Here is a 21555-nt window from a genome sequence, read left to right as displayed (position 1 = left end):
ATTTTCCTAAAGAAAAATCTGTTTTTATAAATGTGAAATGTTATATAATAATCCCTATAGAAAGAGGGGAATATTGTGAGTAAAAATACAATCGATACAACATCTTTAGAAGATGTTTCATTGAACGCCTTCGCTTATGAATTGCTACGTGAAGAATTACTACCTGATTTAATCGGCAACGATTTAGATGGTATTTTATACTGGTCTGGTAGAAACCTTGCAAGAAAATATCCGCTAGAAACAATTGAAGAAGTCATTCAGTTCTTTGAAAAGGCTGGCTGGGGCACTTTAAGCATTGTTGAACATAAGCGTCGTGAAATGCAGTTCCAACTTAAAGGCACACTCATCGCAGAACGTCAAAAACAAAAACGACATTCTTCTTATCAACTAGAAGCCGGATTCATCGCTGAACAAATCCAAAAGCAACGGAACGTCGTTGCAGAGTCATACGAAGAAAAGAAAAAACGTTCTGACTCTATTACATTTCTTGTAAAATGGGATATAAAAGATCTCATTGAAGTGTAAGCATTACCTACAGTCAACTAGACATATCAGTTTAGTTGACTTTTTTGTATTTTCATTCAGATGAGTTTATTTTAAATCTTCAGAAATTATACCAAAAAACAGAAGACGTTGTAAACTACAACGTCTTCTTATCTGTTAAATACGTATAAATCGTCTCCGCGACATTTTTCGGCATACCCGCTTCGACAAATTCCTCTATAGAAGCTTCTTTCATCTTCTTTAATGAACCAAAATGTTTTAACAATACCTTTTTCCGTTTATCACCGATTCCTGGAATATCATCCAATGCTGATTGAATGACAGATTTCCCATGTAATTGACGATGGAATGTAATCGCAAATCGATGCACCTCATCTTGAATACGCTGCAATAAATAAAATTCTTGGCTATTTCTCTCAAGCATCACAGGTTCCGGTGGATCCCCAATAATTAAATGGGAGGTTTTATGTTTATCATCTTTTACAAGACCTGCCATCGGAATATATAATCCGAGCTCATTCTCTAAAATATCACTTGCAGCCGCTAGATGGCCTTTTCCTCCATCAATAATAATCAAATCAGGTAAAGGTGAATTTTCTTTAAGCGCCCTTGTATAACGGCGCCTCACAACTTCTCTCATAGACTCATAATCATCTGGCCCTTGAACCGTTTTAATTTTATATTTTCGATACTCTTTCTTCGCCGGTTTCCCATCGATAAAAGCAATCATTGCAGAAACGGGATTTGTTCCTTGAATATTTGAGTTATCAAACGCTTCAATACGATACGGCGTTTCAATCCCAAGCTGCTTCCCTAAATGATCTACCGCTTTAATCGTTCGTTCTTCATCACGTTCAATTAAGTAAAACTTCTCTTCAAGAGCAATCTTCGCATTTTTATTTGCCAATTCTACAAGGTCTTTTTTCTTACCACGTTTCGGCTGCGTCGCTTCCACTTCTAAAAAGCGCTCTACTAATTCCGAGTCTATACTTCCTGGAACGACAATTTCCTTCGGCTTAAAATGACTACTGTTTTCATAAAATTGGCCGATAAACGTTAAAAAACCCTCTTCTGGTTCATCGTAAATTGGAAACATAGAAACATCACGTTCAATTAGCTTTCCTTTTCGAACGAAGAAAACTTGAACACACATCCATCCTTTATCCACTGCATATCCAAACACATCACGATCTACTAAGTCACTCATAATCATCTTTTGTTTTTCCATAATCGCATCAATATGAGCAATTTGATCACGCAACTCTTTTGCACGTTCAAACTCTAGTTTCTCTGAGGCCTCATACATTTTTATTTCTAGTTCTGAACGAACTTCTTTATGTCCACCATTTAAAAACTTAATAATTTCATCTACAATTTCTTTATTTTGTTCTTCCGTCACTTCTTTCACACAAGGCGCTAAACATTGACCCATATGATAATACAAACAAACTTTATCTGGCATATTCGTGCATTTCCGAAGTGGATACATACGATCTAGCAGTTTTTTCGTTTCATGAGCAGATTGTGCATTTGGATAAGGACCAAAATATTTCCCTTTATCCTTTTTTACGTTTCGAGTAATGAGTAAGCGCGGTTGCTTCTCCGCCGTAATTTTAATAAAAGGATATGTTTTATCATCTTTTAATTGAATATTATATTTCGGATCATATTTTTTAATTAGATTTAACTCTAAAATAAGTGCTTCTAAATTCGAAGAGGTTACAATATATTCAAAATCAACAATTTCTCCTACAAGCCGCAGTGTTTTCCCATCATGTGAACCAGTAAAGTACGAGCGCACACGATTTTTAAGCACTTTTGCCTTTCCGACATATATAACCGTTCCTTGCTTATCTTTCATCAAATAACAACCAGGTTGATCTGGTAAAATAGCCAACTTCTCTTTCAAATGTTCGTGCACTCGTCTCCCTCCATTTCTACATACTTAGCATTTTTATTTTCCCTTGAAAACATACTATGCCCAAACACCCAACATACGTTCTTTTATTGTAACGGAAAGACTGTAAAAAAGAAAATAAAAAAAGCTACCAAATGGTAGCTTTTTTTATTTTAGAAGTGTTTAGAAACTAATTCTACTAACGCTTCTTTCGGTTTGTAACCTAACGCTTGATCAACTACTTTACCGTCTTTTAATACGAAAAGAGCTGGAATGCTCATTACTTCGAATTGACGAGCAGTTTCTTGGTTTTCATCAACGTCTACTTTTACTACTTTTACTTTTTCGCCTAGTTCTGCATCAATTTCCTCTAATACAGGAGCGATCATTTTACAAGGTCCACACCAAGGTGCCCAGAAATCTAATAATACAACACCTTCGCTAGTTTCTGCTGCGAAGCTTTGGTCATTTGCGTTTACAATTGCCATTTTATTTCCTCCTTCAAGTATATTCTACCAAGAGTATATCATTAACTTATATACGTGGCGAATAATATGTATCGTTATGTATTGTAACAAAAAAATGTTCCTTTATACTATATAAAAATACGGATTAAATACTAAAAAGATGAGAGACAGGGGATCTCTCACCTTTTTCTATATATAGGGGTACTTCACTTGGAACTCAAGGGTACTTAAATCATGAATGTACTTTTAACTTTTTAAACTCTTCTGTTAAAAGAGGTACAACTTCGAATAAGTCACCGACAATACCATAGTCAGCTACTTTAAAGATACTTGCTTCTGGATCTTTATTAATCGCAACGATTATTTTTGAGTTAGACATACCTGCTAAATGCTGAATCGCACCAGAAATACCACATGCAATGTATAAGTCTGGCGTAACAACTTTACCAGTTTGACCAATTTGTAATGAGTAATCACAGTATTCAGCGTCACAAGCACCACGAGATGCTCCAACAGCGCCGCCTAGTACGTCTGCTAACTCTTTTAATGGCTTAAAGCCTTCTTCACTCTTCACACCACGTCCGCCAGCGATAATAACTTTTGCTTCAGAAAGATCCACACCTTCTGCTGTTTTACGGACAACATCTTGAATGATTGTACGTAAATCTTTCACATCAACTGTAATAGAAGATACGTCACCGCTGCGAGACTCATCTTTTTCCAGAGTTGCAATGTTATTTGGACGCACTGTCGCAAATAAGATGCCGTCTGTTACAATCTTCTTCTCGAATGCTTTACCAGAGTAAATTGGACGAGTGAAGATAACATTTCCACCTTCAACCTCTAAAGCAGTTACGTCAGAAACTAAACCAGCTTCAAGCTTCGCTGCTAATTTTGGTGATAAATCTTTACCAAGTGCTGTATGTCCAAAAACGATACCTTCTGGATTTTCTTCAGCATGTACAGCTAAAAACGCTTGTGCATAACCATCAGATGTATATGATTTTAATTTATCATTTTCAACTGTCACAACGCGATCTGCACCGTAATGAATCAATTCATTTGCAAAAGAGGCAACGCTGTCTCCAATTAGAAGACCTACTACTTCACCGCCTTCTGCAATTGTTTTTGCTGCTGCTACCGCTTCAAAAGAAACGTTACGTAGCGATCCATCACGAACTTCACCCATTACTAATACTTTACGAGCCATAGATTTTCCCTCCTGCATATATAATTTCGTATTTTATTAGATTACTTTCGCTTCTGTATGGAGCAACGATACAAGTTCTTTTACTTGATCTTGCAGCTCGCCTTGTAACACTTTTCCTGCATCTTTCTTAGGAGGCAAATAGATTTCAATTGTTTTTGTCTTTGCTTCCACATCATCTTCTTCTAAATCTAAATCATCTAATTCTAATTCTTCTAGCGGCTTTTTCTTCGCTTTCATAATACCTGGAAGCGATGGATAACGCGGTTCATTTAAACCTTGCTGTGCTGTTACTAAAACTGGTAATGAAGTTGCAATCACTTCTGTATCACCTTCAATATCACGCTCAATCTTCACATTTGTACCGTCAATTTCAAGTTTTGTAATTGTCGTTACATATGGAATATTTAACGCTTCAGCTACGCGTGGCCCTACTTGTCCAGATGCACCATCAATTGCAACGTTTCCGCCTAAAATTAAATCTGCATCTTTATCTTTTAAATACTCAGCAAGCACTTTTGCTGTCGTGAACTGGTCACCATTTTCTACATCATCTTCAATATTAATTAATACCGCTTTATCACAGCCCATTGCTAATGCAGTACGAAGTTCTTTCTCACTATCTTCGCCACCGACTGTTACAACTGTAACTTCTCCACCTTGTGCGTCTCTTACTTGAATTGCTTCTTCAATTGCATATTCATCGTAAGGGTTGATGATGAATTCCGCTTCGCCATCGTAAATTGCACCGTTTTTAATTACGATTTTTTCTTCTGTATCAAATGTTCGTTTCATGAGTACGTAGATGTTCATTCCATTTACCCCCTTGTTTTTCAGAAAGATTCTATCAATTTTAATTTTCTGTTAATTTATATTAAAAAAATAATTGAACTACCTGCCACTAAATGAAGGTTTACGCTTTTCTAAAAATGCGGCTACACCTTCTCTTCCATCTTCACTCGTAAATACTTCACCAAAAATCTGTGATTCACGTTGTACACCTTCATAGTAATGAGACGATTTTGTCGTTTGCAATAACTCTAGTACAGCGCGAGTTGTTGCTGGACTTTTTCCAGCAATTTGTTTTGCAACTTTAAGCGTATCATCTAAAAGAGATTCTTCAGAGAACAATCCGTTAACAAGTCCCCACTTTAATGCTTCTGCACCAGTAATTGGTGTACTTGTTAACATCATTTCACAAGCTTTCGCTTTCCCAACATAACGTGGTAAGCGCTGTGTACCTGCAAAGCCAGGAATTAATCCAAGTGTTAATTCAGGTAAACCAAGTTTTGCACTTTCAGTTGCAAAGCGCATGTGGCAAGACATAGCAAACTCAAGGCCGCCGCCCAGTGCCGCTCCATGAATTGCCGCAATAACTGGTTTTGAACATTTTTCAACACGCTCAAACGTAACTTGTCCAAGCTGTGCTAATTCTGTTGCTTGCTTCGCTTCAGTAACAGATGTAAATTCTTTAATATCTGCTCCTGCTGAGAAGAAACGTCCTTCACCGTGAATAACAACAACACGAATGTTATCATCCTTTTCCACTTGATCAATTAATTCAGTAACGTCATGCATAACTTGTGAAGACATCGCATTCGCTGGTGCGTGATTTAACGTCGCCACCGCGATATGATCTTCAACTCTTACAGATAGGAATTTCAACATGATCCCTCCCATTATTGACGATAACCACAAGCTGCAATAAGTAGCCCGTGTACCGTTTTTGAAAGTGCGACCAGATCATACTTATGATCGCTCATTACCCAATTGGTCACAACTTCATCTACTGTTCCAAAGATCATTTGTCTTGCCACGCGAACATTTAAATCTGCTTGAAATTCACCTTGTTTTATACCAGTCTCTAAAATCTCATCCATAACTTGTAAGTAGCCTTTTAATACTTCATTTATTTTAAGGCGCAAGTCTTGATTGGACTGCCTTAGCTCTAATTGCGTAACGATAGCAAGAGGATCATTTTGCGACAACAGCAAGAAGTGCGTTTCTACCAACATGAATAACTTCGATACAGCGCTTTCAATTCCTGCTGTTTTTTGACGAATTGTTTCGACAAATTCTCCCATCTTCTCTTGGAATAAGGATATTAATATATCTTCTTTATTTTTAAAATATAAATAAATCGTGCCATCAGCTACCCCAGCTTGCTTTGCGATTTTAGAAACTTGCGCTTGGTGGTACCCATTCTCCGCAATCACAATGACTGCCGCATCAATAATTTGATTGTATTTCGGTCTATTTTTCTTCACTTTACTGTCCCCTTCAAGAAGATGACTGAATGAATAGTCATTCATATTCTTATAATACTGACTATTTAGAAAAGTGTCAATCCTATTTTTTCAAAAAGAAAGGGCCTTAGCCCGTTTGCTCATCCTCATTCTTTCTCTTCTCTTCATCTATTAGAACACGGCGTAAAATTTTCCCTACTGTCGTTTTTGGCAATTCATCTCTAAACTCATATACTTTCGGCACTTTATAAGCCGCTAAATATTTACGTGCAAACTGATTTAATTCTTCCTCAGAGCACTCCGTACCTTCTTTTAACACAACAAATGCTTTAACTGTCTCTCCTCGGTACGGATCTGGAACTCCAATTGTCACTACTTCTTGCACTTTTTCATGCTCATATAATACTTCTTCAACTTCACGAGGATACACATTAAATCCACTCGCGACAATCATATCTTTCTTGCGATCTTTTACATAGAAGAATCCATCTTCATCCATGTAGCCAACATCACCTGTATGGAGCCAGCCATCTTGCAATACAGCCGCTGTTTCCTCTGGCTTATTCCAATATCCTTTCATAATTTGAGGGCCTTTCACTACAATTTCCCCTATTTCTCCTGGCTGTAATGCCTCACCAGTTTCAAGCGACATAATGATTGCTTCTGTATCTGGCCACGGAACTCCGATGCTACCTGGCACTCGCTTTTCCCATAAAAAATTACTATGTGTAACCGGAGAGGATTCTGTTAAACCATATCCCTCTACTAGTTTACCACCTGTAACTTTTTCGAACTTTTCCTGTACTTCTACTGGCAGTGGTGCTGATCCACTAATACAAGCACGAATAGAAGAAATATCGTATTCTTTTAAAAGCGGACTATTTAAAAGAGCGATATAAATAGTTGGTGCCCCTGGAAACAATGTCACTTTATGCTTCTTAATCGCTTCAAAAACCATTTTCATATCAAACTTTGGAATAAGGACCATTTTGTATCCTTGCATAATACTTAAATTCATAACAGCTGTCATGCCATAAACATGGAAAAATGGAAGAACCCCAAGAACGACTTCTTCTCCTTCTTTGCAATTATATAACCATTGAACTCCCATTAACGTGTTAGAGACGAGGTTTTTATGCGTTAACATAACTCCTTTCGGAAATCCGGTTGTTCCTCCTGTGTACTGTAAAAGGGCTAGATCATTTTCAGGATCACAAGGCACCTCAACATTCGTATTCACTTCTTTTTCTACTGAATTCCAAAGATGAATCGTTTCACTCTCTGATACTTTCACAACTAAATTCGACTGTTTTTTCTGCACAAATGGATACAATAGATTTTTAGGGAATGGTAAAAAGTCTGCAATACGAGTTACGATAATATGCTCAATTTTTGTAGCAGATTGAACATTCGTTACTCTTGGAAACACTAAATCGAGACAAAGAATTACTTTTGCTCCCGAGTCATGAAGCTGATATTCTAATTCTCTTTCTGTATACAGTGGATTTGTTTGTACTACGATACCTCCCGCAAGTAATGTGCCGTAATAACCAATTACAGCTTGCGGACAATTTGGCAACATAATAGCAACTCGATCACCCTTTTCCACACCGAGCTTTTGAAGATAATTTGCAAACCGCTTCACCTTATCATGGAAGTCCGAAAACGTAATATCCTTCCCTAAAAAGTGAAGCGCTTTCTTTTCTGGGTAGCGAGATGCCATCTGTTCTACATATCTATAAAGCGGCTGAATATCATAAGAAATCGTACTAGGAATTTCCTCTGGATAACTTTTCAACCATGGTTTTTCCACCTTCATTCCCCCTTCAAATACATAAAAAATAAATGAATGTTCATTCATGATGGTTATTTTCATTATATTATAGTCACCATAACGTTACAATCATAATATTCTGACTTTTATATAACTATGCTTTACTTCATTAACTTCTTATTATATGTAGAAACTCTCTTAATCTTAAAAGAGTAAGAGAGTTTGTCATTAACTTAATCTTATAATTGTTAATACCGCTCCTGGGGTAGTTGTTGATAATGTCGCAACAGCTAACAAACCAAATAATTGCAAACTAATTGCACTCCCCGCCGCAAGAGTCGTAATAATTGTCGCACTAAATGATGTCGTTGCTAATGCAGGAGAATTAATAGTCCCAGCAAGCGGTGCCCCATTAATTGTAATTCGTGAACTAACTAATAATGCAGCCGTTATATTAATTGAATATGAAATATAATAATTCCCTGCATTTGCAGCCGTAAATACTGTGTTCCCCCCAAACACTGTAATACCTGGACCGATATTCTGATTGTTTGGAAGCGGGACATTTGTTCCACCTAGTAGTACCGATATTGCTGTACCCGACGTATTATTTGCAAAGGCGTATGTTGCCGTTATACTTGTGCCTGTTGCTCCTGTTGGACCTGTATCGCCTGTTGCTCCTGTTGGGCCTGTCGCTCCCGTTGGACCCGTTACTCCTGTCGCCCCCGTTGGACCCGTTGCCCCTGTTATTCCTGTTGGGCCTGTTGCTCCTGTTGGGCCTGTGTCGCCTGTTACCCCTGTCGCCCCCGTTGAACCCGTTGCTCCTGTTGGGCCTGTTGCTCCTGTTGCTCCTGTTATTCCTGTCGCTCCTGTTGCTCCCGTTGCCCCTGTTATTCCTGTCGCTCCCGTTGGGCCTGTTGCTCCTGTTATTCCTGTCGCTCCTGTTGCTCCCGTTGCCCCTGTTATTCCTGTCGCTCCCGTTGGACCTGTGTCGCCTGTTACTCCTGTCGCCCCCGTTGGGCCTGTTGCTCCTGTTGCCCCCGTCGGACCGGTTGGACCAACCTTAGGAACTGTCCCATCGCAACTAAAACAGCATGAATCAACATGTACACCATTTTGATTATTACACCCACAATATCCATTTACGTTATTGCTCCATGAAGACATGTTGATCACTTCCTTTACATTCGATCTTTTTAGCGCAATCACCGACTTAAAAAACACCTATCTAAATAACAAAGAAATACTTTGCCTAGTTGGGGATAAAACACAGATTTCCTCCATACATTCTAGTAATTATTACATGCGATTCACTCTCCTTTTGCTTGTACTTTCGCCTTATCTCCACAGACTATTAACAATACACATTACACTATCGTACACAGCCACTTTCCCATTTAAACTTTCCACATTCGCCAATATTTTTAGTAAAGAGGCTTATTCTTCATAAATAGCGACTATAATATATAAAAATCCGTATAATTCGTTATTTTCCGTCAAAATTTTAAAAATATATTGACACTTAAAATACCCTCATAGTATGATTTGGGTGTTGTAATTGATAACCATTTTCACTTATGGTACTAGTTACAAAAAACACTTAATGTGGGGGCAGAAGATGAAGAAAATTATCAGTATTTTCATAGTAGTTCTTCTATTCGCTGTTGGATGCGGACAGCAAAAAGAGGAGAAAAAAGAAACAAAAGCGGACAATAAAAATCAAGCTATAACAATTAAACACGCTGAAGGGGAAACGAAGTTAGATAAACCAGCAAAAAAAGTAGTTGTACTTGAGTGGGTATATTCTGAAGACTTATTAGCACTTGGTGTTCAGCCAGTAGGGATGGCAGACATTAAGAATTATAATAAATGGGTAAATACAAAAACAAAACCGAGTAAAGATGTTGTAGATGTAGGGACACGTCAACAACCAAACTTAGAAGAAATTAGCCGTTTAAAACCAGACTTAATTATTACAGCTTCATTCCGTGGTAAAACAATTAAAAATGAATTAGAGCAAATTGCACCAACAGTTATGTTTGATCCATCAACAAGCAATAACGATCACTTTGCTGAAATGACAGAAACATTTAAACAAATTGCAAAAGCAGTTGGAAAAGAAGAAGAAGGTAAAAAAGTATTAGCTGATATGGATAAAGCATTCGCTGATGCAAAAGCAAAAATTGAGAAAACAGGCTTAAAAGATAAAAACATCGCAATGGCACAAGCATTTACTGCTAAAAACGTACCAACATTCCGTATCTTAACTGACAATTCTTTAGCTTTACAAGTTACAAAAAAATTAGGTTTAACAAATACTTTTGAAGCAGGAAAATCTGAGCCAGATGGTTTCAAACAAACAACTGTAGAATCATTACAAAGTGTACAAGATTCAAACTTCATTTACATTGTAGCGGATGAAGATAACATTTTTGACACGCAACTAAAAGGCAACCCTGCTTGGGAAGAATTAAAGTTCAAAAAAGAAAACAAAATGTATAAATTAAAAGGCGACACTTGGATTTTCGGTGGTCCTGAGTCTGCAACATCTTTAGCAACACAAGTAGCAGATGTAATGACAGCGAAGAAGTGATTACACAATGAATAGCTTACAACATACACTTCGAGCAAGTCTTGTATTCGGAGGAGGAGCAGCTCTCTTGCTCCTCCTTTTCTTTATTCATATCGGACAAGGTCAAGCAAACATTTCCTATAGTATGATTATTGATGCTCTTATCTCACCGAACCAATCGCTAGAACATCAAACTTTAATCATGCTTCGATTACCTAGAGCTGTAATTGCCATTTTAGCTGGAGGCGCTCTTGCTGCATCAGGGGTTATTTTACAAACGTTAACGAAAAATCCACTTGCTGAATCCAGTACAATGGGTATTCACTCTGGCGCATATTTCTTTCTAGTAGCGGCTACAATTTTCTTACCGAAAGGTTTACAAATTAATTCTCTTCTGTTCACATTTATCGGCGGTGCTATTACTGCTTTATTTGTATACCGTATTTCTGGTGGAAAAAAGGGAACCCCACTTAGAATGGCATTAGTTGGTATGGTCGTTACATTAATGCTCTCTGCCTTTACCGGAACAATGCAGCTTTTCTATGAAAATGAAACAGCTGGTTTATTTTTATGGGGAGCTGGCTCTCTTATTCAAAATAACTGGGATGGCGTTCAATTTGCTTTTCCATTTATCATTATTTCTTTCCTAGTTTTACTATTTATGTCTCGTAAACTCAACATTCTCTTACTTGGTGATGATGTTGCTATTTCTCTTGGTGAAAAAACAGCAGTAACACGTCTTATCGCCTTCATTGCTGCAATCTTTTTAACAGCAGTAATTGTTACTGTTGTTGGACCAATTGGCTTTGTCGGCTTAGTTGCACCTCATTTAATGCGCCTTATCGGATACCGTCAACACTTTACTCTTCTTCTCTCTTCTTTCTTATGGGGGGCAGTATTATTGCTTGGAGCAGATGTTGTCGGTAGATTAATAGATCCAACCGGTGCAGAACTTCCTGTTGGGGCAGTCACAGCAATGATTGGATCTCCTTGGCTTATTTACTTAGTGTATCGAATGATGAAGTCGAAACAATATATGAATGATAACGGTGCGAATGCAGCTGGAGCTAGTTCCCGCTATTACTCTTATAAAAAGGTAATCATTATATCTATCACACTTTGTATTGTGACGATTGCTCTTGGTGTTACAATCGGTAGTAACGCTTATATCGAAAGCATTATAAATGTTATATCAGGTCAATTAACACAATTTGATAAAAATATGATGATGAATCTTCGTTTACCAAGAATGCTCGTTGCTGCTATTGCTGGCGCATGCCTTGCAATAAGTGGGCTTGTTTTCCAAGGTATATTACGAAATCCACTTGCCGATCCTTCTATTATTGGTATTTCATCGGGAGCTGGTGTTGGTGCTTTAACTATTATGTATGTCTTTCCTGCACTTCCTGGTTTCTTTCTACCAATTGGTGCATTTATCGGAGGACTACTTGCAGTAGGAATTGTCCTCTTCTTTTCATGGAAATCAGGATTTAGTCCAACAGCTCTCGCTTTAATAGGGATTGGTATTTCTGCGCTTGGCTCAGCAATTATTCAAATCTTTATCGTTAGAGCCAATTTGAATGTTGCCGCTGCTTTAACATGGTTATCTGGCAGTACGTATGCAAGAGGATGGAATCACTTAGAAAATATCATTCTATATCCATCTCTAATTCTTGTATTCATTATCTTTTTCTTAATAAAACAACTTGACGTTCTCGTACTTGGAGACGATTTAGCAACTGGACTTGGGCAACCAGTAAATAAGACACGGCTTGCTCTAATTGTGCTAGCGACACTACTTGCATCAGTAAATATCGCTGCTGTCGGTACAATTGCCTTTTTAGGCCTTGTCGCACCTCACTTAGCAAGAATTGTTGTTGGTATGAATCATCAAAGACTATTCGTTTGTTCAGCACTATTTGGAGCAATCCTTCTTTCTGTTGCTGACTTACTTGGACGTACAATCGCATATCCGAAAGAAATTCCTTCTGGTCTTGTCGTTGCTGTACTTGGAGCACCTTATTTCTTATGGTTGATGAGGAAGAGTGGGAAGAAAGTTAATTAAAAGACGGCTTCATATATGTGAAGCCGTCTTTTCCTATTATGGCATAAAATTAATATAGGCTTTGTACATAATATATATAACAAGTGAATACATGATTATATTGAGCACACTTCGTTTTAAAGTTAACTTTCTCTTTAATTTCTTATCTTGTAATCTCAATTCTATTCCATTCGCTATTTTCAACCTACCTACTATTTGAAATAACTCTCTGTAATCATCAGCATTTCCCAATAATACGTATTCTTTATCATTTTTATACTTTATATGCAGAAACTCACTTCCACCTTTACGGTCTAATATTGTTTTCATATAAGCTACTTCATTCCATACACATACTTTTAAATCAACTTCATTATAATAACGATCCATAAAAAACACATACAACCGTTAACACCTTACTCTGTGCCGTATCTAAAATACTATGAACTACCTTATAAATTAAATCTCCATATCGATCAATTGCTGTATGTAATGCTAACATATCTTGTTTTCGAAGACCTTCTACTATTTCTATATCCTTCACCCTTATCACCACTCTTTATCCCATTCTTTATTCATTATATATACGAATGAGCACATTCGTTTCCTGACACTTTTACAAATATTTTCCAATTGTTTTCATATTGTAGCAATCCTTAATTAATTATTTCTTGTGGAACAGGGATTATATTATCTCTCACGAATTTAATCTATGAACAAAAATAGGAGGGATAACTATGTACCAAACCATTGACGGCTTCTTGCAATCATGGACATACGAAGCAGAGTCTACTCAGAAAATGCTTGATTCATTAACCGATGCATCTTTATCACAAGAAATTGCACCTGAACATTGGACTTTAGGAAGAGTTGCTTGGCATATCGTGACGGCAATTCCTGTTATACTATCTGGCACAGGGCTAAAGTTTGAAGGAGAATCGAAAGATTATCCTGTTCCAACTTCTGCAAAAACAATTGCAGATGAATACCGTAAAGTAAACGCGGCTTTTGTTGAAACACTTCAAAGTAAATGGACTGATAAAGACTTAGCTACTATTAATGACTTCTTTGGTCGCCCTATGCCGAATTCTATATTTTTAATGACACTCATTAATCATCAAAATCACCACCGCGGACAAATGACGGTTTTAATGCGACAAGCTGGCTTAACAGTTCCTGGCGTATATGGCCCCGCAAAAGAAGAATGGGCTGCGGCTGGAATGGAAGCTCCTAAAATGTAACGACAAAAAAGACAAGGTGTTTACACATCTTGTCTTTTTCTGTAACTTGTTTCATGTGAAACTATTTTTTCTTAATGGTTGTTTTATGGAAAAGATAGGTTAAAATGAATACATATTACGAAGAGGAGTAACCAAATTGAATACAAAAAATAAAAAAATAGCTATGGGAACTATTTTACTAACTTCTCTTATTGGAGTTATTAGTGTATCTCTTTATTTCACCTATTATGGTACCCCTTGGGGAAAACAAGTAGCAATTACGGAATCAAAAGAATATATTACAAAATACTTCGATTTAGATGCGGTAGTCAAAAATACTTCTTACGATGCTAAAATGAATAGCTATGCGATCTCCTTTAAAACAAGTACTGACGGAGAGTTTACTATCGAATATAAAAGTCCAAATAACTTTAACATTTCTCCAGGAGTACAAGATTATTTAAGTAAACACTCTAAATTTACAGAGTAGTAACGAAGCATATATATACAAAAAAGGAGTTAGTATAACACCAACTCCTTTTACGTATTCTTATCATACTGCTATATCTTCCTTCTCTATATTTTTAATGCCGTAATACGCAATCACAACTCCAATTGCTGCCAATGCTAGTTGAAGAGGAAGAAAAGTTGCTGTAGAAAACGATGGGTTGCTATTCATTGCAATTGAGACAACGATAAGAGATGAAACAATTGTAGTTGGCACGGAACGTTTACGCATTCCGAAATATAATGGGATTAAACTCATTCCCGCAGTTGCAATGGCTAAAGGAACTAGTTTTATTCCTTCTTGCATCAATTGATCTACTGTGAATGAATTAGGAAGAATTGAAAAATAACTATCTATCCCAAAGAAAATTCCTACTACTAAAATGTTAGATACAATAACTGTTATAAATGTTACTATCGCTGTAATAGCCAACTTACTAGCCATCATTTTCTTTCGGTTAATAGGATAAGAAAACATAAGTAGTATTGTTTTATTTTTATATTCACCAATTATTAGCCTTGCGATTAATACACTACCAAAAATAATAAACGTTGCTCTTACTATTGCGCTAGCCATTAACAATATCGTCTCTGGATTCCTTATTTCTGCATCACCTTCTACTTGAGCGATGATGCTCACAAAGATCATTAATGCCAGTATAAAAATATTTGCAATAATTGCTCTCTTCACGTACCAACCAAGCTTAAACTTTTTCAATTCTAGCTTCATTAAATGTAGCATGATAGTGTCCTCCTTCCTCCTAAGATTTAATCAATATAAATGACTCCTGTTTCACTTAAAATCTTCGCTTCATTTTTTGCATCACCAATCGTTCCTACTTTTATTTTTTCTGTATTTTTATCTTTCTTAAGTCCTTTTAAATCCACTATTACGTCAGTCAAATTACTTTTAGCCGTAAGTTGTAAAGAAGTCGGAACCCCTTTATATCGTACGCCAATATCCCCTGATTTTGTTTCTATAAATAATGATTTTCCTTCTGTCATATCTTTCAGCAATACTTCCCCAGATGTTGAAGTGATGTTCATATTTGAGTTACTTACATTTGTTATATAGTTATCACCAGTCGTAGACTTTATATTTAATTCTTGTACTGAACTATCTTTTACAACTAACTCTCCACTTTGCGATATGAATTCACCTTTCTCGGCTGATAGTCCTACAATCATTCCATCCCCAGATTTGCCTTTCGTCATGATACTTTTTACTACTAGATCTCTTATTTTCACATCACCCGATTTATTATTTACTATAATTTTATCTATCTCTTTCTTCGGAATAGCTATACATATACTATTTTTCTTTCTAAACGTAAAACCATTAAAAAATTTGGCTGCCTTTTGTTTTTGCTTAATCACAATTTTATTTTCGTCATTTTCTATTTTGACGGGATCTATCTCTTTATCTACTTGTTCACCTTGAACGGAAATTACTATTTTATTAGCATCTGTACTTTTCAATTCAATATCCCAGTTTTCATTGTCTACTTCTATTTCTTTTATATTATTTATCTCAAAAGACTTTTCTTTCTTAAAATCTTTCCCCTGAAACACCTTAAAACCAAAAACCGCACTAGCAATTGTAATGAATAATATTGCAATTACTATTATTTTTTTCACCAGTCATACCCCAATTCGTTTTCGTTTTAAGCTTGCTTCACGCCACATCGATCTTGTCGATTTTACGAAACGATAGATAACTAATGAAAATTCCTAATAAACAGAGCACGATTGGGATAGCTATAAAATCAAACATACTTACTTGACCGTTTCCAGGACCATAGTTACCACTAATCAGCAAGCCAATTATTACTGCTGAAGTAATCGTTGTCGGTGTTGATTTCTTTCTCATTCCAAAAAATAAAGGAATTAAACTTATACCAGATATCATAAATGCACTTATAATAGTACCTGGAACGATAGCTATTATTTCACCTATCGTAGCAGGTGTTTCAATCAGTCCCATCATTGGACTCACAAAATATACGAGCAAGCTAATAATGAAAGTCGCGATAATCGTGCTCACAAAACAAAAACAGAAAACAATTGTTAATTTCGCACTCATTAGCATTTTCCTTTGTAGCGGATACATAAATGATAGTTGTATCGTTTTGTTCTTATACTCATCAATTACTAAACGTGATAAAATGACTGAACTAAAAATAATGAATGTTATCCTAATAAAAATATTTACTAAAGCCATGTTCTGTGTGAAGTCAAAGAAGAGCACGTCTCCCTCGGCTTTCATTCCCCATGCCATAAGGCTTACTGCAGCGAAAATTGCTATAATACAAATTGCTACACTTTTAAAGTAACTAGATAATTGATGTTTCTTCCATTCGAGCTTCATTAATTTAAACATATAAACCACGCCTCCATTCTTTATATACCTGTCTCTACGCTGCTAACATTCTAATTCCAGCAGTAACGAAGCTTAACATTCCTATCACTAGTAGGATTAACAACCATTTCCGCTCTGGTTTTCTATAATATAAAATTCCACTTACTAGCATTACGATAAATCCACTTACCAGGTTCAGCCACAGTCCATTAAGCATGAATACCTTCTCCATCCATTACATTTAAGAAATATTCTTCTAAGGAACTATGTTTCTTATTAATACTTTCAATTTCCACATCGTTCATAATAAGTGCTTTGGAAATGGCTTGCTGTGTCACCGCCACTTCATAAACCCGAATCATGTTTCCACTCATTATTTTGTAGTTTTTTATACCAAGTTTATCTTCTAAAATATAAGCTGCACGCTTCACATCAGGAACAGTAATTTCAATGTACTCTGTTTGTTTTCCGTTAATACTCTTCATTGAAACTTCTTTTATTAGTTTTCCATTTTGAATGACACCAATTGTATCCGCCATTAATTCCATCTCACCTAAAATATGGCTAGAAACTAATAATGTAATGCCATATTCTTTGCAGAGCATTTTAAATAAGTCTCTTAATTCTTTAATACCAATTGGATCTAAACCGTTAATGGGTTCATCTAAAATGAGTAATTCTGGCTTTGTTACGATTGCCCTTGCAATACCGAGTCGTTGTTTCATTCCCAATGAAAAATCTTTTACTTTTTTATTATCTATCCCTTGTAGTTTCACTAAATGTAATGCATGGTCAATTTCATTTTTATCGTAATAACCCATATATTCACAATGTAGGTCTAAGTTTTCTTTCGCCGTTAATTTATCATAAAAGATTGGGTATTCAATAATTGTCCCCATTCTTTTTAATACTTCATAAGATGTATCTGTTAATTTCTCACCGAAAATTTCAATATCACCACTCGTTGGTTTTATTAAATTTGTAATCATTTTCATAATCGTTGTTTTACCAGCACCGTTTGGTCCTAAAAAACCGTAAATTTCTCCTTTTTTCACATGCATGTTAACACCGGAAATAACTTCTTTCCCTTTAAACACTTTCGTTAACTGATTTGTTTTTAATATATATGTCATGTTACTTTCCCCTTTCGCAATACTCTATATTTCTATAATAGACAACGGAAATCTCTTTTTTCTTACCCGTTTCTTACAAATTCCTTACGGTGAAAAAAAGCTTGTAGAATCTACTGCTCTACAAGCTAAAACTGTATCTTTGTTAATACAATTGTAAAAATTGTTTTTTCATACGGTTTACTAGAAAGATGGATTTTCCCGTCCATCGCTTCCACAAGCCGTTTCGTAATCGTTAATCCGAGACCACTTCCTTGGTACAATCTATTTCTTGAATCTTCAAGTGTGTACATACGCTCAAACACTTTATCAATATGAGATTCATCAATCCCTTTTCCTTTATCCCATACATCTATATACACGCCCGTGTCATCATCTCTTAACGTCATACCAAGTGCCTTTCCATCGTCTCCATATGTAATTGCATTTGATATTAAATTATTCAATACCCTACCTAATACTTCTACATTTCCAAGTGCGTATATATTTCTTTCTGGTATATCAATATGAACCTGAAAACCTTTCGTCGTCACTAAATCATAAAATGATAAAATCTTCTCGCGGCAAACTTCATTCATATTTACTTTTGTCATCTCGATTGCCTTGTCACCAGATTCTAGTTTTGCTAAATCAAAAAACTTATGAATCAGTTCCATTACTTCTAGTGTTTTCACATGCACCTTTTCAAGTAATATTTGCTGTTCTTCTTTATTCATCGTTTTATCCTTATTTAACATTTCTGTATATCCAAGAATAACTGTTAGTGGCGTCTTTAAATCATGTGAAATATTTGAAAGCATTTTTCTCATCGAAATTTCTACTTTTGCATGATCTGCATTCGTTTTCTGTTTTGCATCTAATAATTGATTAATTGCCACTAATAATTTTTGCAATTCTAGATCATCTGTCATAACGAGTAGCGTCTCGTCCGTTTGTAAATTTACAATATTTTCTAATTTTTCATATGTGTATCGTAAATTTTTACTACTATTTTTTCTCATTTTATATTGTATGTAAATGACACATAACAATATAAAAATAATACTTATTAACAAATTGACCATATTACATCACTTCCAACTTATAGCCGATACCCCATAACGTTTTAATATATTCTGGATTAGATGGATCACTTTCGATTTTCTCACGCAACCTTCTCATATGAACATTAATAACGTTATCGTCACCGTAATACTCTTCGTTCCAAATTAGTGTATATATTTGTGCTTTTGTAAATACACGATTTTGATTTTTCACAAACAATTTTAGAATCTCAAATTCTTTTAAAGTAAGTTTGAGAGGCTTCCCGTTTTTTTCCACAGTAAAATTAATTGGATCAATCGTTAAATCACCAATTTGAATCATCTTTTCTGTTGTTTCTGTAGCCGAATATTTCGTAGATCTTCGAATACCTGCCTTTACACGTGCAGCTAATTCAATCATAGAAAATGGCTTACAAATGTAATCATCTGCTCCAAGTCCTAATCCAACAGCTTTATCAACATCTGTATCTTTTGCCGACATCATTAAAATCGGAACAGCACTTTTTTCTCGAATGATTCGTACAACCTCTAAGCCATCTAGCTTTGGCATCATAATGTCGAGGATAATCAAATCAAATGAACCTTTTAAATATGTGTTCACGCCTTCTTCTCCATCAGACGCAATTGTTACTTGAAAGCCCTCTTTTATCAAATACTTTTCCACCATCTCTTGAATTGAGAGATCATCTTCAACTAATAAAATGTGATGTGACATATGTCTATCCCCTTTTTACAAACGTTAACAACTCAATTGTATCGTAACTACTACAGACTTGAAACAAATATATGAATTTTCAAACCAACTTCCCTTCCTTCCTTAACAATGATATGATGAAATTCACTATGATTGTTCATAATTAACTTTATATAAAGGAGACTTATCATGTCAGAAAACAAAAAAGTAAGCTTAGCTGATTTAATGCGCGAACAACTTGCAAAGAAAAAGCAAGGCAACAGTAATGGTCAAAATGCCAAAAACCAAAGCCAAGAAACGAAAAAATTACAAAACCAACAAACGAAAAAAACAAACAACCAACGTAGACGTACAGGTGTGTAAATGAACGGACAAAAACGTTCTAATATCGCGCCCGGTCTTGAAGTTGATATTGTATTAAAACAAGATCAACGAACAGGCAAATTAACACGTGGAATTGTAAAAGATATTTTAACAAACTCCCCTTCCCATCCGCATGGCATTAAAGTGCGATTGCAGGACGGACAAGTCGGTAGAGTACAAAATATCGTTCAATAAGAAAAGGAGCTCAAGTAAACTCGAGCTCCTTTTCTTTATTACCCTTTAATTTTCTCGATGAAAACTACTTTTAAGTAGTCTCCTTCTTTAAATTGATCAATGGTACGGAAATCTTCTGGTAAAGAATGTTCTTCTAATATTTTATATTTGCCATTCATTTCTTTAAAGGCTGTATCGATAAAGCCTTTAAACTTTTTCATATCGAATGCGCTACAATTTGTAGAGGCAACGATAATACCGTTATTTTCTGTAATAGCAATTGTTTCTTTTAATAAATTTTTATAATCTTTCGCTGCACTAAATGTATATTTTTTTGATCGGGCGAAGCTTGGAGGATCAAGTACGACCATATCAAATTTCATCTTTTTCTTAGCTGCATATTTGAAGTAAAGAAATACATCTTCTACAATAATATCTTGTGCTTCATAATCAACTTCATTTACACTAAACTGCTCAATCGTTTTACTTAAACTACGATTTGCAAGGTCAACACTCGTCGTTTTACTTGCTCCGCCAAGCGCTGCAAATACAGAGAAAGCACCTGTATAAGAGAACATATTTAACACTGTTCTTCCCTTTGCATATTTATCACGAATTTGTTTTCGAACGTTACGTTGATCTAAAAATACACCAACCATTGCCCCATCATTTAAATAAACCGCAAAGTTTACACCGTTCTCTTTTACGATAAGTGGGAACTCGCCGCGCTCTCCTGCTACGAAATCATCACCCTCAATATATTTCCCTTTCGTATCAAAACGCTTTTTCTCATAAATACCTTTAAAGTTTGCTACTTTTTGAAGAGCGGCTATAATCTCATCTCTGAAAGTGTAAATCCCTTCACTATACCAACTTACTACGTAGTAGCCATCATAATAATCGATAATTAGTCCTCCAAGACCATCACCTTCACCATTCACCACACGGAATGCTGTCGTATCACTTGATTTATAAAATTGCTTTCGTTTATGTAGGGCAGATTTGATTTTACTTTCAAAGAAAGATTGATTAATTTGTTCACTCTCTTTTCTCGTTAAAATCCAGCCGTATCCTTTATTTTGCTTTCCATAATAACCTTTTCCGACAAAGTTGTTCTTCTCATCTACTACTTTGATGATTGTTCCTTCTTCACGAACATCATTTAAATTTTGAATCGCATCTTTTAAAATAAGCGGATATCCACTTTTAATTTCTTTTATAAATTTAGGTTTTATTTTTACAGTTACTTCTAATCGCATATAATAACTTCCTTTCCATTTGCATGCTTTCTCTACAGGAAGCATTTGAAAAACGAGACTGAAAAAACAGCCTCGTTTCACTATACCATATTATT

General features: G+C 35.7%; 24 protein-coding genes and 1 pseudogene. 7 read left to right on the top strand and 18 right to left on the bottom strand.

The features are described 5' to 3' along the window. Positions 1 to 75 precede the first annotated feature (75 nt). Positions 76 to 525: a YslB family protein gene (locus tag ACS2QP_RS15475; RefSeq protein ID WP_000042226.1), complete on the top strand. Its 450-nt coding sequence runs from the start codon at positions 76 to 78 to the stop codon at positions 523 to 525. Positions 526 to 640: 115 nt separating this feature from the next. Here ACS2QP_RS15475 and uvrC read toward each other — a convergent pair whose 3' ends face one another. The 8 genes from uvrC to ACS2QP_RS15435 all read right to left on the bottom strand — a co-directional run bounded on the left by uvrC (position 641) and on the right by ACS2QP_RS15435 (position 9262). After that, positions 641 to 2425, bottom strand: a complete 1785-nt coding sequence (gene uvrC / locus ACS2QP_RS15470; RefSeq protein ID WP_000544296.1) for an excinuclease ABC subunit C — start codon at positions 2423 to 2425, stop codon at positions 641 to 643. Positions 2426 to 2574: 149 nt separating this feature from the next. Beyond that, positions 2575 to 2889 carry a thioredoxin gene (trxA, locus tag ACS2QP_RS15465; RefSeq protein WP_001018943.1) on the bottom strand — a complete coding sequence of 105 codons (315 nt, stop codon included), beginning with the start codon at positions 2887 to 2889 and terminating at the stop codon, positions 2575 to 2577. A gap of 211 nt (positions 2890 to 3100) precedes the next feature. Next, a complete protein-coding gene (gene etfA, locus ACS2QP_RS15460; protein ID WP_000101945.1) occupies positions 3101 to 4078 on the bottom strand; it encodes an electron transfer flavoprotein subunit alpha in 978 nt (325 codons plus the stop codon). Between the two features lie 36 nt (positions 4079 to 4114). Further along, a complete protein-coding gene (gene etfB, locus ACS2QP_RS15455) occupies positions 4115 to 4888 on the bottom strand; it encodes an electron transfer flavoprotein subunit beta (protein ID WP_438882582.1) in 774 nt (257 codons plus the stop codon). 78 nt (positions 4889 to 4966) lie between these two features. Continuing rightward, positions 4967 to 5743: an enoyl-CoA hydratase gene (locus ACS2QP_RS15450; protein ID WP_000911292.1), complete on the bottom strand. Its 777-nt coding sequence runs from the start codon at positions 5741 to 5743 to the stop codon at positions 4967 to 4969. Positions 5744 to 5754: 11 nt separating this feature from the next. Next, a complete protein-coding gene (locus ACS2QP_RS15445) occupies positions 5755 to 6342 on the bottom strand; it encodes a TetR/AcrR family transcriptional regulator (protein WP_000742223.1) in 588 nt (195 codons plus the stop codon). 106 nt (positions 6343 to 6448) lie between these two features. After that, positions 6449 to 8134, bottom strand: coding sequence for a long-chain-fatty-acid--CoA ligase (locus ACS2QP_RS15440; RefSeq protein WP_061457738.1), 1686 nt, complete (start codon positions 8132 to 8134; stop codon positions 6449 to 6451). 189 nt (positions 8135 to 8323) lie between these two features. Continuing rightward, the gene (locus ACS2QP_RS15435) at positions 8324 to 9262 is read right to left on the bottom strand and encodes a BclA C-terminal domain-containing protein (RefSeq protein WP_438882581.1); all 939 of its coding nucleotides are present in this window, start codon (positions 9260 to 9262) and stop codon (positions 8324 to 8326) included. 451 nt (positions 9263 to 9713) lie between these two features. On the opposite strand from ACS2QP_RS15435, the gene ACS2QP_RS15430 reads away from it, so the two are divergent. Next, positions 9714 to 10688 carry an ABC transporter substrate-binding protein gene (locus ACS2QP_RS15430; RefSeq protein WP_438882580.1) on the top strand — a complete coding sequence of 325 codons (975 nt, stop codon included), beginning with the start codon at positions 9714 to 9716 and terminating at the stop codon, positions 10686 to 10688. 7 nt (positions 10689 to 10695) lie between these two features. Further along, positions 10696 to 12732, top strand: a complete 2037-nt coding sequence (gene fhuB, locus ACS2QP_RS15425) for a Fe(3+)-hydroxamate ABC transporter permease FhuB (protein ID WP_438882579.1) — start codon at positions 10696 to 10698, stop codon at positions 12730 to 12732. Between the two features lie 36 nt (positions 12733 to 12768). Here the strand turns inward: fhuB and ACS2QP_RS15420 are convergent. Both ACS2QP_RS15420 and ACS2QP_RS15415 read right to left on the bottom strand, forming a co-directional pair. Beyond that, a pseudogene (locus ACS2QP_RS15420) lies at positions 12769 to 13119 on the bottom strand (hypothetical protein); the annotation flags it as partial. After that, entirely contained in the window at positions 13085 to 13255 is a 171-nt protein-coding gene (locus ACS2QP_RS15415) for a hypothetical protein (protein ID WP_002026384.1), read from the bottom strand. The pseudogene ACS2QP_RS15420 and the gene ACS2QP_RS15415, both read right to left, overlap by 35 nt. A gap of 193 nt (positions 13256 to 13448) precedes the next feature. Here ACS2QP_RS15415 and ACS2QP_RS15410 point away from each other — a divergent pair, with 193 nt between their 5' ends. After that, positions 13449 to 13952 (top strand): DinB family protein, encoded by a 504-nt coding sequence (locus ACS2QP_RS15410; protein WP_000284950.1) that lies wholly within the window; start codon positions 13449 to 13451, stop codon positions 13950 to 13952. Between the two features lie 136 nt (positions 13953 to 14088). Further along, positions 14089 to 14421 (top strand): YfjL-like protein, encoded by a 333-nt coding sequence (locus tag ACS2QP_RS15405; protein WP_001093303.1) that lies wholly within the window; start codon positions 14089 to 14091, stop codon positions 14419 to 14421. A gap of 63 nt (positions 14422 to 14484) precedes the next feature. On the opposite strand, the gene ACS2QP_RS15400 is transcribed toward ACS2QP_RS15405, so the two are convergent. The 7 genes from ACS2QP_RS15400 to ACS2QP_RS15370 all read right to left on the bottom strand — a co-directional run bounded on the left by ACS2QP_RS15400 (position 14485) and on the right by ACS2QP_RS15370 (position 19685). Beyond that, on the bottom strand, positions 14485 to 15180 hold the full coding sequence (locus ACS2QP_RS15400) for an ABC transporter permease (protein WP_000902913.1): 696 nt from the start codon (positions 15178 to 15180) through the stop codon (positions 14485 to 14487). A gap of 26 nt (positions 15181 to 15206) precedes the next feature. Next, positions 15207 to 16076, bottom strand: coding sequence for a DUF4097 family beta strand repeat-containing protein (locus tag ACS2QP_RS15395; protein WP_016125944.1), 870 nt, complete (start codon positions 16074 to 16076; stop codon positions 15207 to 15209). Between the two features lie 37 nt (positions 16077 to 16113). Further along, positions 16114 to 16818, bottom strand: a complete 705-nt coding sequence (locus tag ACS2QP_RS15390) for an ABC transporter permease (RefSeq protein ID WP_000475549.1) — start codon at positions 16816 to 16818, stop codon at positions 16114 to 16116. A 34-nt stretch (positions 16819 to 16852) separates the two neighbouring features. After that, positions 16853 to 17014 carry a hypothetical protein gene (locus ACS2QP_RS15385; RefSeq protein ID WP_000931817.1) on the bottom strand — a complete coding sequence of 54 codons (162 nt, stop codon included), beginning with the start codon at positions 17012 to 17014 and terminating at the stop codon, positions 16853 to 16855. Next, complete coding sequence (locus ACS2QP_RS15380; RefSeq protein WP_017674010.1) at positions 17007 to 17930, bottom strand: ABC transporter ATP-binding protein; 924 nt, start codon at positions 17928 to 17930, stop codon at positions 17007 to 17009. The genes ACS2QP_RS15385 and ACS2QP_RS15380 overlap by 8 nt, the downstream gene beginning before the upstream one ends. A 125-nt stretch (positions 17931 to 18055) precedes the next feature. After that, positions 18056 to 18991 (bottom strand): HAMP domain-containing histidine kinase, encoded by a 936-nt coding sequence (locus ACS2QP_RS15375; RefSeq protein WP_326263116.1) that lies wholly within the window; start codon positions 18989 to 18991, stop codon positions 18056 to 18058. 1 nt (position 18992) lies between these two features. Next, positions 18993 to 19685 carry a response regulator transcription factor gene (locus ACS2QP_RS15370; protein WP_000018056.1) on the bottom strand — a complete coding sequence of 231 codons (693 nt, stop codon included), beginning with the start codon at positions 19683 to 19685 and terminating at the stop codon, positions 18993 to 18995. Between the two features lie 168 nt (positions 19686 to 19853). On the opposite strand from ACS2QP_RS15370, the gene ACS2QP_RS15365 reads away from it, so the two are divergent. Continuing rightward, positions 19854 to 20027: a hypothetical protein gene (locus tag ACS2QP_RS15365; RefSeq protein WP_326263115.1), complete on the top strand. Its 174-nt coding sequence runs from the start codon at positions 19854 to 19856 to the stop codon at positions 20025 to 20027. After that, positions 20028 to 20222 (top strand): YwbE family protein, encoded by a 195-nt coding sequence (locus ACS2QP_RS15360; RefSeq protein WP_001014310.1) that lies wholly within the window; start codon positions 20028 to 20030, stop codon positions 20220 to 20222. It abuts the gene before it with no gap. 38 nt (positions 20223 to 20260) lie between these two features. Here ACS2QP_RS15360 and ACS2QP_RS15355 read toward each other — a convergent pair whose 3' ends face one another. Then, positions 20261 to 21460: a class I SAM-dependent rRNA methyltransferase gene (locus tag ACS2QP_RS15355; RefSeq protein WP_001235507.1), complete on the bottom strand. Its 1200-nt coding sequence runs from the start codon at positions 21458 to 21460 to the stop codon at positions 20261 to 20263. Positions 21461 to 21555: the final 95 nt, after the last annotated feature.

It is taken from the genome of Bacillus cereus group sp. Bce019 (genome assembly GCF_051781745.1).
GTDB classification, from domain to species: Bacteria; Bacillota; Bacilli; order Bacillales; family Bacillaceae_G; genus Bacillus_A; species Bacillus_A cereus.
Note: the sequence above shows the minus strand (reverse complement) of the source record. Positions and strands in the feature narration are given on the sequence as shown.